Origin of the sequence: Maribacter sp. X9 (assembly GCF_048537565.1) — a bacterium.
In the GTDB taxonomy this organism is placed as follows: domain Bacteria; phylum Bacteroidota; class Bacteroidia; order Flavobacteriales; family Flavobacteriaceae; genus Maribacter.
In genome coordinates this window covers 3,315,512-3,330,508 of the sequence record NZ_CP183215.1, presented here as the reverse complement: position 1 = coordinate 3,330,508, position 14,997 = coordinate 3,315,512, and the positions used below count along the sequence as shown (strand labels likewise).

The window sequence follows — 14,997 nt, the reverse complement described above, 5'->3', positions numbered from 1 at the left end:
AAAAAAAACTGATAATCAATTAATTTTGAAATTTAATCTGATTGTTCTTCATCCATATCAATCCTGTTTTCATCAAACGCGGAGGGCAATAATTTAGGAACCAGTTTAATAAAAATGGGTAATAAAATAGCCCCGCCTGGCAGAATGAAAATAGCCAAGGATGGGATGCTTTTAAAGATATCCAATAACTGGTTTTGGACCTTTTTCTTTTCTTCACTACTTAAATCGCGCACGGTCGATTTTGTAAGCAAGGTCACGAGTTCCGCACTTTGGGAAAGTTCTTTATGCAGACGCTTACTATTTCGTAAAATCAGTTTTTTGACGATTTTACCCATACTGTCATAAAACTGAAAAGCAAGGTTCTGTTCTTTTAGATAGGGTATTTTAGACACGTTCAGTTTAAAGAAATCAGTGACATCGGCAATGGATTTAGCAATTAATTCGTGTTGAAACCCCAAATCTTTACCTATCCCAAAAATGAACTCAGATTCAGTGTAATCCAAGGAATGGTCTTCCCAGACCGTAAGGCAGGCCATATCCAACAGATACCGATTTTCCCAAATATCCTTGTTGCTAAGGAGTCGGTCACGATAGGAACCGTCAAAAGCATGATCGGCACTTCTAATGTAGGTCAAAGAGGATTCCAACAATTGCGACAGTTTATTGTCCTTCCTTTTCTTTTCCTTAGAACTGAGCGCATGGTAAGTAATGTTTATCGCTAGATATTCTATTTCTTCGGCCTTTACCTTAAGGTCTACGTTTTCAATAAGATACTGTTTAAAAAGCAGTACATCTATAAATAAAAGCGAATTGGTAATTAGGCTATTAAAGGTCTTGCTAAAAATATTATCCTCTATATAGATACGGGAAGCCATCAGTTTTTCAAGTTTGGCAGAGGTTTTATTACCTGCAAGTAGTTTGCCAAAAAAACCGGCACGGTTGATTTTTAGAACACGATAGAATTTAAAGACTTCCTCCATAAAATCGCTGAAATCTTTTTTTTCCGTAACAAACCGATAGGTGAAATAGAGGGCATTGAGTAAGTTGATTTTGGCGTTTTCATCTTCAGAAAGGACGTGTTCCGGATGAATAAATTCTGGAATCCCAGTATTGAGACCATAAACGAATCCACTTGCTTTTAAGGTGCTGTACAAGCTTTCAATATCTGGGAAAGCATTTTGGTGTTTTTGAACGACCGAGCCATATTTTTCAATCCAACCAGAGGCAGACGGGTTCATAACGATATAGTTTAAGGTCGCAAAGTTAGCTAATTATTGTTTTATGTAATTCGTTATTAAATCTATAAAGGTTATTTACAATTGGCACATTGTTTTATAGTCTATCTCATTTTAATAAAAATGAACCTTTCATAATTTCCTTCGTAAATAATGTGATTCTAATCTAAAAAAAGGAATAATGAGAAAATCAAAATTGTATATGGGACTTGGGGCATTGACCTTGGTAGGAGTTCTTTTAGTGGCAGCAGATCATATCGATGCTCCGGCTTCTATGGGAACTTCAGCTGATATTGCCGATTTTTATGCGTTCGAACCTACGGAAGGTTCAGACAATACCGTTTTTGCGGTTGACCTTCAATCTAATGTACTGCCCGATTTGGCTTATGGTACATTCGATGAAAATGTATTATTGGAAATCAATATTGACAGCGATGGTGATTTGGTTGAAGATTTAGTAATACAAGCTATACCAAGAGATGGTAAAATGTACTTTTTTGGTCCGGTAGCACCAAGTGAAACAGGTTTAAATGGTATTATCATGGTCGATTCACCATTAGGGTCGGTAGATATTTCTGCTGAAACTGCTATTGTTGAAACTACATCAGAAGGGGTTTCTTTATTTGCAGGTCCTAGACAAGATGCATTTTTCTTTGATTTTTTCCAATTCAATGCAGTAATAGGCGGTATGGCCCCTAACGGTTTTAAGCCAGCTGGGGATCCTGCTACAACTGATGATGATGATACTACAGGTGTTGACACTTTTGATGGTGCTAATACGATGTCTATCGTAATTGAACTCCCCAATAGTCTTTTGGGAGAAACTACAGCAACTAATGTATTGGGATTACCGGTTTACAAAACTTGGGTAACTACAAACGTCAAACAATAATAATTGATTTTAAAGATAAGTAAGATGAAACTAAAAAATATAAAATATACACTGATGTCCATTTGTACACTAGTAGTATTGGCATCATGTAATAACGACGATGATACCCCGGCTATCGCTGCAGCCATTTGTTCTGATGGAATAATGAATGGGGATGAGACTGGAATTGACTGTGGAGGGACTTGTGGACCTTGTGAAGATGCTATGGAACCAAATTTTACAGGTACCTATGCACAAGTAGATTTTATGGGTAGACCAGGAATCAATACGGTATTAAGTGCTGATGGTGATATTAAAAATGACCATAATATGTCTATTCCTTCTGAAATGGGAGCAAAATTTCAAGCTGCTTTTGAAGCAAGATTAGAAGCATATCATGATGTTTATGCAGCTATTTTAGGAGCTGATCCAGCTGTTGTAAATTTTGAGCCAAATATCTTGGGAGATATATTAAACGGACCTAGCGATGATGGTTATACCAATAATCCCGTAACAGCAACTGTTTTAACCACAGTTTTAGCTAACGATGTTCTTGAAGTGGCTCCAAATCTTCCAACCACTTATTTCAATGGAGGAAGCGGTGCTCCAAACTATGAAGGTGCAATTGGTTTAACAGGAAGAACTCCTCAAGATGATGTTATAGATATTTCATTGACATTATTATTTGGTGGTGGCGATGGTGCCAGATTCAGTGGTCAAGATACTGATAATGATGGTATGGCAGATTTGCCAAGATTAACCTCAGATGGCGTTGGACTAACCGCTACTATTGGAACTACATTTCCATATTTGGGAGCACCTGAATAAAAAGTTGCCTTCACCTTATCGGTTTTATTTAACCCTTAAGACTGGCACTGCCCTAAATTGCTTATGAAAGAGAAGGGAGTGGGGAGTTGAAAAACTCCCCTTTTATTAACAAACCAGATTAAAATACAATCTTATGAAATTAATCAAGCTTTTAATACTTACGATTATAGTATCCTCTTGTGGTACTAAGAATCATGAAGAAATCGCAAAAAAAGAAGATTATGAAAAATATTTAGTGGCAAATGAGGTAAAGACCACTTCTAAATATTTCGATTTATGGAATTCAAAAATAAGACCAGATAGTATGCAACTTACTAGTTTTGGTATAGTAGCAGGGGAGTACAATCGGTATTTTCAACAAACGGGTAATATTGAATTTTTGATGAAGGCCGAACAAAGTTTGGAGAAAGCGGTTGAGATTGCAGCAATAGGTAAGGGAAGTTATTATAGAGCCTTGGCAAGAAATTATATTTCTCAACATCGTTTTAAAGAAGCTTTGCAATTAGCAGATTCAGCTGCGGTAATAAGAGGAGATAAGGTTGAAACACAGAGCTTGTATTTTGATGTCCATATGGAATTGGGTAATTACAAGTTAGCAGAACAATATCTATACAGTTTAAAGAACATGTCAGATTTCGGATACATGATTCGATTGGCTAAATGGAACGATTACAAAGGTGATTTGGATACTACCATCAATTTTATGGAAATGGCAAGAGCTAAAGCAGAATCTTCAAAGAATAAAGAATTGATGCTGTGGAGTTATACCAACTTAGGAGATCATTATGGGCATGCAGGTAGAATAGAAGATTCGTATAATCAGTACTTAAAAGCATTGGCTATCGATAATAACAATGCCTATGCGAAAAAAGGCATAGCTTGGATTGTTTTTTCTAATGATAAAAACCCTGAGGAGGCCATTCGAATTTTGGATTCTGTTACAAAAACCTATAACGCACCAGACTATTTCTTGTTAAAAGCAGAAATAGCAGATTATGTAAAAAATGATTTGGTTCGCAAAAGCAATCTCGATCAGTATTTAACTAGGGTTAAAAACACGGCATATGGCGATATGTACAACGCTTACAATTTGGGTTTGTATATCGATGAAACCAAACAATACGATAAGGCTTTAGCGCTAGCTAAAAAAGAGGTTATAAATAGACCAACGCCAGAATCATTCAGTTGGTTAGGATATAGTCACCTCAAAAAAGGTGATACAAAGAAGGCTTTAGAAATTATGGATAACTATGTATATGGTAAAACATTTGAGCCAGTATTACTTTTTCAAGCAGCAGAGGTATATAAGGCGAATGGACAAAAAGAAAAAGTTAAAGAATTAAAAGGAGAAATAATAGGTGCCCTTTATGAGTTAGGGCCCGGTATGGAAAAGCAAGTCCATGATTTGTAATTGATTGCCCAATTATTTTCATTTCTGGTTTGTTTTAGGTTGGTTTGTTTTTTCAACGCTACGGTTTTTAATCGTGGCGTTGTTATTTTTAGGTAGTTCGTCGAAATTTTAACATTTTTTAAGAAATATTAGGATGAAATACCTATATTTATCGATGAACGACATTTTAAGGTTCTCGAATACTTTAAAATGTCTCCAAACGACTAATCACCAAAATAAAATAGTGTTATGGAATACCTACTCTTTACATTATGGATTAGCTTAATGATTCTATTGGTGGGCAAAACAGTTATGGCCTATAGAGCACTTCAAAAAACATTGAATAGAACAAACAATTCTATTTAAGCTTTAATCATTTTTCTTAAAAGCACCGGAAGTAACAATAGATCTAATATTAATGCGGTGACTAAGGTTACACTTATAATCAAACCGATTGTAATGCTAGGTTGGTGTATGGAAAACAGGAGCACCATAAACCCAAAAAACAGGATAATGGTTGTGATGACCAAAGCCCTGCCTGTTTGGGCAAAAGTCTTTTCCAAAGCTTCCTCCGTGCTTAGCCCTTGGGTAATCCCCAATTTATATTTACCTAGAAAGTGAATGGTGTCATCTACCGCTATGCCGAATACTATAGCAAATACCACTGATAGGGATGCTTCTAAGGGTATGCCCAAAAAGCCTAAAATGGCTGCGGCAAAAAGAATGGGAAGAATATTTGGAATAAGCGATATTATAAAGATTTTAAAATTCCTAAAGATAATAGCCATTAATATTCCGATCAATAGTAATCCGTATAATAAACCTTCCAATAAACTACTCCGAATATATTCTGTATTCTTATCCAGTAAAATACTTTTCCCGGTCACTTTTAAGGTAACGAGTGATGTATCTAGCTGTGTTTTGGCAAATTGATTGATATTCTCATATACGACCTTTAAGCTATCTGTTCCAACATCCTGTAATTTTCCGTTAATCCTTGCGACGGTTTCACTTTCATTAATAAAACGACCCAATTGTTTTCGAGCCAGGCGTCTGGCATCCTTTTTATAGGTTTCAAAGGTAGCCCTATCACTCGGAAGCTTGAAAAAGCTAGAACTGTTTAAATGATTGGCCTTATTGATGACTTTATAGGGTAGATTGGCCGATTGCAAGTTTCCTATGCTTTTAATGCCTTTTAGATACGTAAGCAATTTCTCTATTTCTTGGGCGATCTCAAAATCGGTTACCTTATAATTCTTGGCACTCATCACAGCAATTTCCAAGGGACGGAATCCAGCATAATTTTCTTGAAAAAAGTTAAAATCTGCGGCAATTTCACTTCTTGCGGGTAAGGATTGTTTAAACTCATAATCGGTTTTTATAAAGTATATTCCCAAAAAGCACAACAAAGTAAAAACAACTGTACCACCAATAATATGGTTAGGATAGTCTTTGGTAAATGCGTTTACCTTTAAAAGGTATTTCACCCATTTAGAGGAAATACTCTTGCGGCCCATTAGTTTTTCTTCGGGCATACTGATCAGTAAAGAACCGGTTAGCAAGATGACCGTAACGCAGGCTACCAATACCCCCATAGCGGCGTTTACACCAAATTCTTGAATACTGACCAATCTAGAGGAAAGAAGGGTGACAAACCCAATGGCCGTAGTAACAGAGGTAAGTAGGGTCGTCATTCCTACTTCCTTTAGTGAAGAGCGAATCGCTGCATATCTTGTAATTCCAGTTTGTAATTTTCGTATATAACTATCCGTTATATGGATTACGTCCGAAGTGCCTACTATAAGCATCAGAACTGGATAAAATGCGGCCATGGCATTCAGTTCTTTTCCTAGAGCGGACAAAAGCCCCAAAAAAAGGAGTAAGGACATCGCTATTGAAAAAACGGATATCAAAACGACAGGTAAACTTCTATAAACCAATAATAAAATAATAAAAACCAAAATCGAGGCAACAATGGTAGTGGTAAGTACTTCGCTTTTCTGCATTTCTACAATGGCCTCATAGAAAAAGGCCCGTCCAAGAATATGATAGTCGTTAAGATTATGGTTTTTAAGGGAAGTTCGAACGGAGTTAAGTAAGACCTGTGACTCTTTATAATCCATATTATCCTCTGTACGCAATGCCAACACTAATGATCCGCCCTTTTTATCAATTAGGACATTAATGAAAAGAGCATCCTCTTTAATTTTTTCCCAATCTTTTTGATAGTTTAGTGTATCGTTTATATCGATGATAGGTAAGGTGGTATAACCGAACGAGGTTTTTAAAGGGTAGGATAGGGTAGTCAAAGAACTACTTTCTAAAACATATTCGAACCCCTTACTTTCTTGGCAAAATGCTTTAAACTCATTTAAAAAATCTCTTTGAAAGACACTCGGCTTATTTTCAACGGCAATCAGTAAAAAATTATCATCTGTTCCAAATTCCTCAACATAGGTATCATAAAAAGCTAAATCTGGATCCTCTTCAGGGAAAAACTGACTGAAATCAAAAGAAAACTTCAGCTCATCTAAAATAGAGGCTGAAAAAATACCTAGAAGGATGAAAATAATAAGGAATATTCTTTTAAGGGAATTTAAACTGGTCTTCATAGAACCAAAGAAAACCATTTTAGGGTTTCTATTACAAATTTACCATTCTAGTTAGTATTTGCATTAAAAAGATTACAAATAGAAAATAGAACATATTAAATTGTAAGAATGCAAAATTCAGTTAAAAGTATACTCTTTCTATGGTTCCTTATCTCAATTACTGTCATTAAAGCACAGTCACGACAAAAAGTAACAGATTCAACTAAAAACTTGAAAATTACGGCATTTCCAGTAGTTTTTTACCTTCCAGAGACCGGATTGGGATATGGCGGTTTAGGACTATCGACTTTTAGATTGCCAGGAGAGGTAAAGGAAACACGACCATCATCCATTCAATTGGGCATAACACTGACCACAAAAAAACAATTCCTATAGTTTATGCCCTATGAGTTTTATTTGGATGATGAAAAATGGAGATTTAAAGGAGAGCTAGGGTATTATAAATATTTTTATAATTATTATGGCAGGGGAATCAATTCTGACAAAGATAACAACGAGACATATACGGCAGATTTTCCCCGATTTAGGTTAAAAACCTATCGAGAAATCATACCAAGCCTATCTCTTGGTATTGGTTATGAATTTGATGGGTTTAACGTTTTGCAACCTCAAGAAGGAGGACTTCTCGAAAGCTCCAGTGAGATAGGAAAGGAGGGAGGTACTATTTCAAACCTTGGACTATTGGCACTTTTAAATAATCGTAATAATATTTTTTATCCGACCAAAGGGTGGTTCGTAGAAGGTTCCTTTTATTCTGGGGCGAGTTGGTTGGGCTCCTCTTTTTCGTATACTAAATTTGAATTAGATGCACGATACTATCAAAAACTAAAAGGGCAACAGGTATTAGCTACTAATCTGTTCTTGGCCACCCGAAGTGAAGGGACCCCATTTGAAGACTTAAATTATTTAGGCACTAAAAGAAGTCGTGGCTTTGATAATAGAAGATATCTTGATAATACCGAATTAACATTGGTTACGGAATATCGTTTTCCTATTTGGAAAAGATTAAAAGGGGCGGTATTTGGTTCAACAAGTACTGTTGCCCCCGCATTTGTTGAATTGTTCAGTACTACGTATAGAAGCGCTTTAGGCCGCGGTCTACGCTATGTGCTTAATAAAAATGAAGGTACGCGCATTCGGGTAGATTACGGTATGTCGGGCGAAGGAGGTCAATTTTACTTTACCATCAATGAAGCGTTTTAAGATCCTTAGAGATTAATAAAGTTATCGAGATCCAAGGTCCAATCGTAGTTTTTATATTTCAGATCAACCCCTTTGGTAGTAGGGATTAAACCCTGCTTCTTCAATATTTTTTTAACGCCACTTTTTCCACCAAAATCACCCCTGAACCAGTTGAATAAAGAAGTCACCGAAGCTTCTTTCGTTTCAGTATTGTAATCTGTCGTTCTTTTTAGATAATTTTCGGTTCCCTTGCCGAATTGTTCTTCTAACCGTTGCCATTCGTAAATGGCGACTGGGGGACAATCTTTCGCCCCACAATTTAAAGCGAAATGGACATTATAAACGGGATGGTCTACCCGTAACTTTCGTTCAAATTTGTTCGGAAACCATTTTCTGATGTACCCCAATCCATATTCCCATTGCGATTTTCGGATGAGACCATGTTCAATTTTGGCGAAAGAAACCGTTTCCCCTGCAATTTTAATTTGATCCATTTTAAAAAAGCTTCCTCTATCATCATATAGTTCCGGATTCTTTTTAAGGATCACCTGAATGTATGCATTATAGATATTCACCCAAAACGCCAATCGTTTGTCATTATTATCTAGTGCTTTATCCAGTTCTTCAATGGTTGTATTTGCTAATCTATCCTGAATCTCCTGAGTATTCTGGTTATTCTGAATACTTTTTAGAAATGTTTCAGAAAGGGCATTAAAGTCCGTTGGCAATGAAGCCGATGTCTGAGCTTGTACTATATATGTCGGGGAAAATAATAGTGTGAAAATTGAAAATAGAAAGTAGAGTTTCGGTTTCATATACTTGTTGAGTTTAACCTATTTACGCAATTTTAGTAGAAAGGTTTGGTAAACTTAGGTGAATTTCATTAAAACCCTCTACATCAACCTTTTGTTTATTTTTCTTACATAATAGAACTTTTTTCATCAATTTGCGTATGTAAAATATTTAAATAAGAGTACTTAATTTTTTTTGGGAATAAAACTTTGTAAAACAACTATTTAGAACTATATTTTTCTATGATTAGTGTTATAATTCCTACACATAATGAATATAACAATTTAGTGCGACTTTTTGAGGTAGCCGGTTTCTTTGGTCATGAAAAGCTTGCAGAGGTTATATTAGCGGTTTCTCCTGAAAATACGGATGAGACAGCAGCTCTTTCCGATAAATTTGACATTAAAATAATCAACTGCACAAAAAAAGGAAGGGCCAATCAAATGAATGAGGCTTCTTTCATAGCTAGGGGAGAAATCTTAGTTTTTTTACACGCCGACGTACTACCCCCAAAAAATTTCATTCGCGATATTCAAGAAAGTCTTATTTCAGGGTTTGATGCCGGTTTCTTTTCCTATCGATTCGATAAGGATAGTTGGTTATTACGATTTAATGCCTATTTTACTTCGAAAGATGGTTTATTTACCGGTGGAGGTGATCAGTGCCTTTTTATTAAAAAAAGTGTCTTTAAATCCTTAGGATTATTTAATGAAGAACAGGTGGTCATGGAAGATTTTGAATTTTTTCGAAGAATGAAAAAAGGGAAAATACCTTATACCATTATTAAAAATGACCTCGTGGTTTCTGCTCGAAAATACGAGTGTAATTCCTATCTAAGGGTTAACCTGTCGAATTTGCTGTTGGTAGTGCTTTTTAAATTTGGCTATCCTGGCGTTAAACTGAAAAAACTACATAACAAACTTATACGAACACCCTATAATGGTTGAAATTATAAATGGTATTCAGCAAATTGGAATTGGGGTTCTAGATACGAAAAGGGTATTCAATTGGTATAGAAAACATTTAGGTTTTGATATATTAGTATTTAAGGATGAAGCAGTTGCATCTTTAATGACTAAATATACTAACGGAAAAAAGGAAAAACGGGAGGCCTATCTTTCTTTAAATATGGTGGGTGGCGGTGGACTTGAAATTTGGCAATTTAAGGATCGGGTTCCCCTTCCGCCCGAACGGCCAATAGTATTTGGGGATGTCGGTATCAATGCCATGAAAATAAGATGCAAAAATCTATTAAAAATGCATGGTTACCTTAAAGCTTTAAAGGTTGACCATCTGTCAGAATTATGCATTAGCACACGTTATAATTCCTATTTTTATTTTGAAGATCCTTTTGGAAATCGAGTACAAATGGTTGAAGAATCATATACTTTTTCTACTAAGGTTTCCCGCAATGGAGGCGTTATGGGCGCGGTAATCGGGGTAAGTCATATGTCACGATCTATCGAATTTTATAAGCGTTTACTTGATTATTCTGAAGTTTTATATGATTCGATTCACAATCATGAAAGCGAAGAATTTCAAACGGGTAGTTATAGAAAAGTAATATTAGGCCAAAAACGCAAGACCATCGGAGGTTTTGGCGATTTATTAGGGCCGACACAATTGGAGCTGATTCAAGTTTTGGATAGGACACCTGTGAAAATTTACAAAAATCGCCTGTGGGGTGATTTAGGGTATATGCATCTTTGTTTTGATGTACAGGGCATGGACGGTATTCGTGATAAAGCCGAGAAAATGGATCATGCTTTTACGGTAGACAGTGCCAATAGTTTTGATATGGGTGATGCCGCCGGACGTTTTTGTTATGTGGAGGATCCCGACGAGACCTTGATAGAATTGGTAGAAACCCATAAAGTTCCTATTTTAAAGTGTTTGGGAGTATTTCTAAACCTTAAAAACCGAAATCCGACCAAAACTTTACCGAGGTGGTTGGTAAGAAGTCTTAGCTTTCATAGGGTCAGCAAAGACCTTTAAAAGTTATGCTTAAGTTTATCCCTTACTGGTATTTCTGATCAGTCCAATTCCTGAAAAGAAAAATATAGCCCCCAAAATAGCATACACAATAAGTTGTTTAGTGGTTCCCGTGCCATTACCAAATAATATAGCGGGGTAAATAAGTCCACCAACACCTAGTAGTGTCAAAACTGTTCCGAAAATTTTCTTTAAATCCATAATCAAAAAATAGTAAAAAAATGGGCAGTTTATTTAAAAACTACCCATTTAAAAATTTATTTTAATTTACCTATGAAGCAGATACCACACCTAAAGTATATAACTGTTCTAAGGTGGGTGATTCACTACCGCCAGCAGGTTCTAAAGTAATACCGAATGCTTCTGAATCGTTAGAGTTATTCAACGCGAAAACTTTATTCTCGTCCGTTGAAAAATCTTCGAGCAGCCCCATACTTGTGGGGGTAAGTGGTGAAAGTTTCAATGACCATACTTGATATACAAAACCATCTGGTGGTTCTGGTAGTCCTTTAGCATCTATGAATACTTTTTGATCCTCCTTGTTCCAATAAGCTTTAGCATAGGATGTTGGCGAAACTTCTTGTCCACCTAATGGTATCACGCTAATATTTTTGTCGCGGATGGTGTTCAAAAGTTCTTTGGTTTTCTCTAAAGAAGAATCAGTATCGGCAATTTGTTGTTCCAGCGTATCGTTCTGTTGCTCCACTAACTGTATGTCAGATTTTAACTCTTGATTTTGCTGATACATCCAGAACATTCCAACAGCCAATACGACTGCAGCGGCCCACCCAACATACGACATGATCGGATTGCGTTTGGTATCAAGAGCTATAACTTTAATATCCTTATTGATTCTTTCCATGAGGGATTTAAAGGAATAGTTTAAACCCGGGGAAACCTTTTTGGATAATTCCAATATCGATGCTTCAATAGCCTCTATCTCTTTTTGGATTTCTGGATACTCTTTGGCATAGTTGGCTATTTCCAGATTTTCTTTCTCTGAAAGTACACCGGCAACGTAAAGTTCCAATATTCCCGACGCTATGTATTCTTTTACATTCATTCTATTTACTTTCCATGTTTTCCCTTAATTGAGAAATGCAACTTCTATTTCTTGTTTTCACGGTTCCAATAGGAATTTCTAGTTCATCTGCAGCATCTTTTTGCGTGTATCCTCTAAAGTAAAGCAGTTCTATTATTTGAACACATTTTTCCTTTAAATTTTTAACAAGGGCGCGCAAACCTTTTATATCAACAGGCGAAGTTTCGTCTTCCTTGGTTTCCAAAATATGTACGAAGTAATCTGCAGGAAGGTTCTTTTTTTCATTTTTATACGACCTACTACGTATTTCATCGATAGCGGCATTTCGGGCAATATTCAAGATCCAAGTAAAGAACCTGCCTTTAGAAGAATTATAATTTTGAGAATTGTTCCAAATTTTAATGAAAACATCTTGACAGATTTCTTGTGCGATACTTTCATTCTTGACAATGGTATTGATCACACCACAAATATTTTCGGCGTACATGCCATGTAACTTTTCGAAAGCAGTGGGATCTTTCTTTTGAAATTGTTCAACCAGTAGGTCTAATTGCATCTTTAGATTTTTATAATCCCCTAAAAATAGAAAAAGCTGTTCTATGAACAGCTTTTATTAAAAAAAAAATTACTTCTATTCAATTATGCCTGCGCAACTTACACGTGCACCAGCAGCACCACTTGGCTGAGAAGTGTAGTCGTCTACGCCTTGGTGTACAATGACGCCTTTACCTAGAATGTTCTTGTTTTCATCATCACAACCGATACACCATTCATCAGTAGAAAATTCTACTGTTGCGTTCCCTTCTGCATCTGCGGTAAAGTTTCCGATGTCACCTTTGTGGTATCCTTCTGCCGCTCCCCACTTACCATGTGGCTCATTGGTAGGGTTCCAGTGACCTCCGGCCGAAGAACCATCCGCAGCGCTACAATCTGCCGTTTGGTGAATATGAATGGCATGTTCACCTTCAGAAAGTCCAGAAAGTTTTGCCACCATTTTTACTTCATCGTCATCTTCTGTAAAAGTAACTTCTCCTTTAACATTACTGTCACTTTTCGGCTCCAGCATCACATCTACTGTAGTAGGTTCCATTTCGGCCTTCATTTCTTCCATAGAATTCTCAACTTCATCAGTCGCCTCAGATGCTTCTTTTTTCACTTCTTTACAACTAAAAACTGCTAATAGCGCGAGTAGCGCTACTTCCATCTTAAATATTTTCATTTTATTGTGTTTTTTAGGTTAAAGTATAAAGTTACATATTACAGGTTACAATCTTAACTCATATCAAATGAATTTTAACAATTTTAGAGCTTTAAAATTTTTATGGAAGCAATGTGCCATGCCACTAATGGGTAAGGGAGGTATTTTTAGAAAACTATAGTGCCACCAACCATGGATCGGACAACTGAACTGCAGCTCGGTTAACTGGTTTGAGTTCTATAGTTGAAAGAGCTCTTTTTTACCTATGTTCAGTTGTTGCAATGCCATAAACGTTATCTCTTTTCTGATGGTCGCAAACTTAGCCATTTCAAATTGTTGTTCGGGTTCAAGGTTCGTCGCAAAAAAATAGGGTCGGTTCGATAATTCTATATACCCTACAAACCAACCATTATCAATTCCGTTACTGGTAGACCAACCCGTCTTTCCTCGAAGTGTGTACTCATCGTTTTTTTCGATGACCATCATCCTTTTGATAATGATATCGGTACGTTCAGAAATTGGAAGTTCGGATCGGTAAAACCTCTTTAAAAAATCGATCTGTTGAAATTGACTGATTCTAGATTCTCCTTCAAGCCAGAATAGATCAATGTTGGTCGTGTCAACTTTCATCGAGCCATAGTTCAGCTCATCTAGATGATGCGTCATTCTTTTTAGCCCTATTTTTCGTGCTATTTCTTGATAACAGGGAACACATGAAAAATGGAATGCATCCTTTAAAATTAAATCCTGCTCCCAGTTTTTGATGCTTCTTTTCGTTCCGTCCCATTTGAAAAGCGTACTATCGTCTGCTACAACTCCTGTTTCCAATGCAATAATGGAGTTTGCTATTTTAAATGTAGAAGCCGGCAAATGTTCTTTTCTTGCCCATTGATAATCATTTGAATAGTAGATGTCATCCTCTAAGGCATAGATTAAAATAGAACCTTTGACTTGGGCGACATCCAAGATTTTTTGAAATTCAGGGACCAATACTTCATGCTTTGATACAATTGTATCTTTTTTATCAATAGACTTATTCTTAGAATTACAGCAACATACTACAATCAATAAAAGGGCATAAGAAGTTATTCTCATTCTGATCTATGGTTCTTCTTCTTAATTATTTTTCTTAGGTCCGGATTATAAAAAATTCCAAATTGTAACCTGTCAAAATCAACAGTTGAGAAATGATTCTTAAGGTACCCTAATTGTACACTTAAATTTTCAGTCACATTGATGCCAAGTGCTGCATACAGCCGGTTTTGGTCAAATGCTTGATTTTGAAGGTTCAGGAATATTTCATCATAAAAATTCAGAAAGAAAATATCGGTTAGGGGTAGGCTTACTTGCAAGCGGTAACGTGCCCTATGTTGCGTGTCATTTGTACCAAAATAATTATTTTGAATGAACCGCTGCTCCAAGCGATAGCGATGTTCAAAATAGAATTCCCATACTTTATTTTTTAGAATGAACTGTTCAAAAATACGGTGTTCAGAAATTGAATTATTATTGATTAAAATATCACCACTAATCACATCGTAATCAGTAAAAGTTGGATCGGTCTCAATAAAGGCATAACCGCCAGTTACTATAGCATTAGAGTTGATATGATAATTAATTCCTGTTCTTAGTAATAGTTGATTAAAGTTACTGGGCGTTTCATAGTACCGCAATTGAGCTTCGGTATGGATACTCCATTTTTCGGCTATCGTGTTGGTACCAAAATACATGAACCAGCTTCCCAGTTCATTTTCTCCATTAGGCAAATATGTATTTTCCTGAGAAAATAGAGAGCCTACTAAAAACAAGAACAGGACAGGAATTTTTTTTAGATTCATTAGTTACGTTGTTGTTT

At 36.1% G+C, this 14,997-nt stretch carries 16 protein-coding genes; 7 read left to right on the top strand and 9 right to left on the bottom strand.

Features of this window, described 5'->3' with window-relative positions:
• Positions 1-32 precede the first annotated feature (32 nt).
• Positions 33-1,238, bottom strand: a complete 1,206-nt coding sequence (locus tag ACNR9Q_RS14270) for an LETM1-related biofilm-associated protein (protein WP_419211896.1) — start codon at positions 1,236-1,238, stop codon at positions 33-35.
• 178 nt (positions 1,239-1,416) lie between these two features.
• On the opposite strand from ACNR9Q_RS14270, the gene ACNR9Q_RS14265 reads away from it, so the two are divergent.
• The 3 genes from ACNR9Q_RS14265 (at position 1,417) to ACNR9Q_RS14255 (ending at position 4,345) form a co-directional block, all read left to right on the top strand.
• Entirely contained in the window at positions 1,417-2,127 is a 711-nt protein-coding gene (locus tag ACNR9Q_RS14265; RefSeq protein WP_419211895.1) for a DUF4331 family protein, read from the top strand.
• Between the two features lie 24 nt (positions 2,128-2,151).
• Entirely contained in the window at positions 2,152-2,934 is a 783-nt protein-coding gene (locus tag ACNR9Q_RS14260; protein WP_419211894.1) for a DUF4331 family protein, read from the top strand.
• 133 nt (positions 2,935-3,067) lie between these two features.
• A complete protein-coding gene (locus ACNR9Q_RS14255; protein ID WP_419211893.1) occupies positions 3,068-4,345 on the top strand; it encodes a tetratricopeptide repeat protein in 1,278 nt (425 codons plus the stop codon).
• A 341-nt stretch (positions 4,346-4,686) separates the two neighbouring features.
• Here ACNR9Q_RS14255 and ACNR9Q_RS14250 read toward each other — a convergent pair whose 3' ends face one another.
• Positions 4,687-6,936, bottom strand: coding sequence for an efflux RND transporter permease subunit (locus tag ACNR9Q_RS14250; RefSeq protein ID WP_419211892.1), 2,250 nt, complete (start codon positions 6,934-6,936; stop codon positions 4,687-4,689).
• 108 nt (positions 6,937-7,044) lie between these two features.
• Here ACNR9Q_RS14250 and ACNR9Q_RS14245 point away from each other — a divergent pair, with 108 nt between their 5' ends.
• Both ACNR9Q_RS14245 and ACNR9Q_RS14240 read left to right on the top strand, forming a co-directional pair.
• Entirely contained in the window at positions 7,045-7,311 is a 267-nt protein-coding gene (locus tag ACNR9Q_RS14245) for a hypothetical protein (protein WP_419211891.1), read from the top strand.
• A 3-nt stretch (positions 7,312-7,314) separates the two neighbouring features.
• Positions 7,315-8,139 (top strand): BamA/TamA family outer membrane protein, encoded by an 825-nt coding sequence (locus tag ACNR9Q_RS14240; RefSeq protein WP_419211890.1) that lies wholly within the window; start codon positions 7,315-7,317, stop codon positions 8,137-8,139.
• Positions 8,140-8,144: 5 nt separating this feature from the next.
• Here the strand turns inward: ACNR9Q_RS14240 and ACNR9Q_RS14235 are convergent, their stop codons facing one another.
• Complete coding sequence (locus tag ACNR9Q_RS14235; RefSeq protein ID WP_419211889.1) at positions 8,145-8,933, bottom strand: DUF547 domain-containing protein; 789 nt, start codon at positions 8,931-8,933, stop codon at positions 8,145-8,147.
• 219 nt (positions 8,934-9,152) lie between these two features.
• Between ACNR9Q_RS14235 and ACNR9Q_RS14230 the strand changes: the two genes are divergently transcribed.
• Both ACNR9Q_RS14230 and ACNR9Q_RS14225 read left to right on the top strand, forming a co-directional pair.
• On the top strand, positions 9,153-9,857 hold the full coding sequence (locus tag ACNR9Q_RS14230) for a glycosyltransferase (RefSeq protein ID WP_419211888.1): 705 nt from the start codon (positions 9,153-9,155) through the stop codon (positions 9,855-9,857).
• Positions 9,850-10,905 (top strand): VOC family protein, encoded by a 1,056-nt coding sequence (locus tag ACNR9Q_RS14225; RefSeq protein WP_419211887.1) that lies wholly within the window; start codon positions 9,850-9,852, stop codon positions 10,903-10,905. Before ACNR9Q_RS14230 ends, ACNR9Q_RS14225 begins: the two co-directional genes overlap by 8 nt.
• 15 nt (positions 10,906-10,920) lie before the next feature.
• Here the strand turns inward: ACNR9Q_RS14225 and ACNR9Q_RS14220 are convergent, their stop codons facing one another.
• The 6 genes from ACNR9Q_RS14220 to ACNR9Q_RS14195 form a co-directional block, all read right to left on the bottom strand.
• Positions 10,921-11,103, bottom strand: coding sequence for a hypothetical protein (locus ACNR9Q_RS14220; protein ID WP_419211886.1), 183 nt, complete (start codon positions 11,101-11,103; stop codon positions 10,921-10,923).
• Positions 11,104-11,173: 70 nt separating this feature from the next.
• Positions 11,174-11,965, bottom strand: a complete 792-nt coding sequence (locus ACNR9Q_RS14215; RefSeq protein WP_419211885.1) for an anti-sigma factor — start codon at positions 11,963-11,965, stop codon at positions 11,174-11,176.
• A 1-nt stretch (position 11,966) separates the two neighbouring features.
• Positions 11,967-12,500: an RNA polymerase sigma factor gene (locus ACNR9Q_RS14210; RefSeq protein ID WP_419211884.1), complete on the bottom strand. Its 534-nt coding sequence runs from the start codon at positions 12,498-12,500 to the stop codon at positions 11,967-11,969.
• Between the two features lie 75 nt (positions 12,501-12,575).
• Positions 12,576-13,163 carry a superoxide dismutase family protein gene (locus ACNR9Q_RS14205; RefSeq protein WP_419211883.1) on the bottom strand — a complete coding sequence of 196 codons (588 nt, stop codon included), beginning with the start codon at positions 13,161-13,163 and terminating at the stop codon, positions 12,576-12,578.
• A 216-nt stretch (positions 13,164-13,379) separates the two neighbouring features.
• Positions 13,380-14,237 carry a class D beta-lactamase gene (gene blaOXA, locus ACNR9Q_RS14200; protein ID WP_419211882.1) on the bottom strand — a complete coding sequence of 286 codons (858 nt, stop codon included), beginning with the start codon at positions 14,235-14,237 and terminating at the stop codon, positions 13,380-13,382.
• Positions 14,234-14,980 carry a DUF2490 domain-containing protein gene (locus ACNR9Q_RS14195; RefSeq protein WP_419211881.1) on the bottom strand — a complete coding sequence of 249 codons (747 nt, stop codon included), beginning with the start codon at positions 14,978-14,980 and terminating at the stop codon, positions 14,234-14,236. The genes blaOXA and ACNR9Q_RS14195 overlap by 4 nt, the downstream gene beginning before the upstream one ends.
• Between the last annotated feature and the right edge of the window lie 17 nt (positions 14,981-14,997).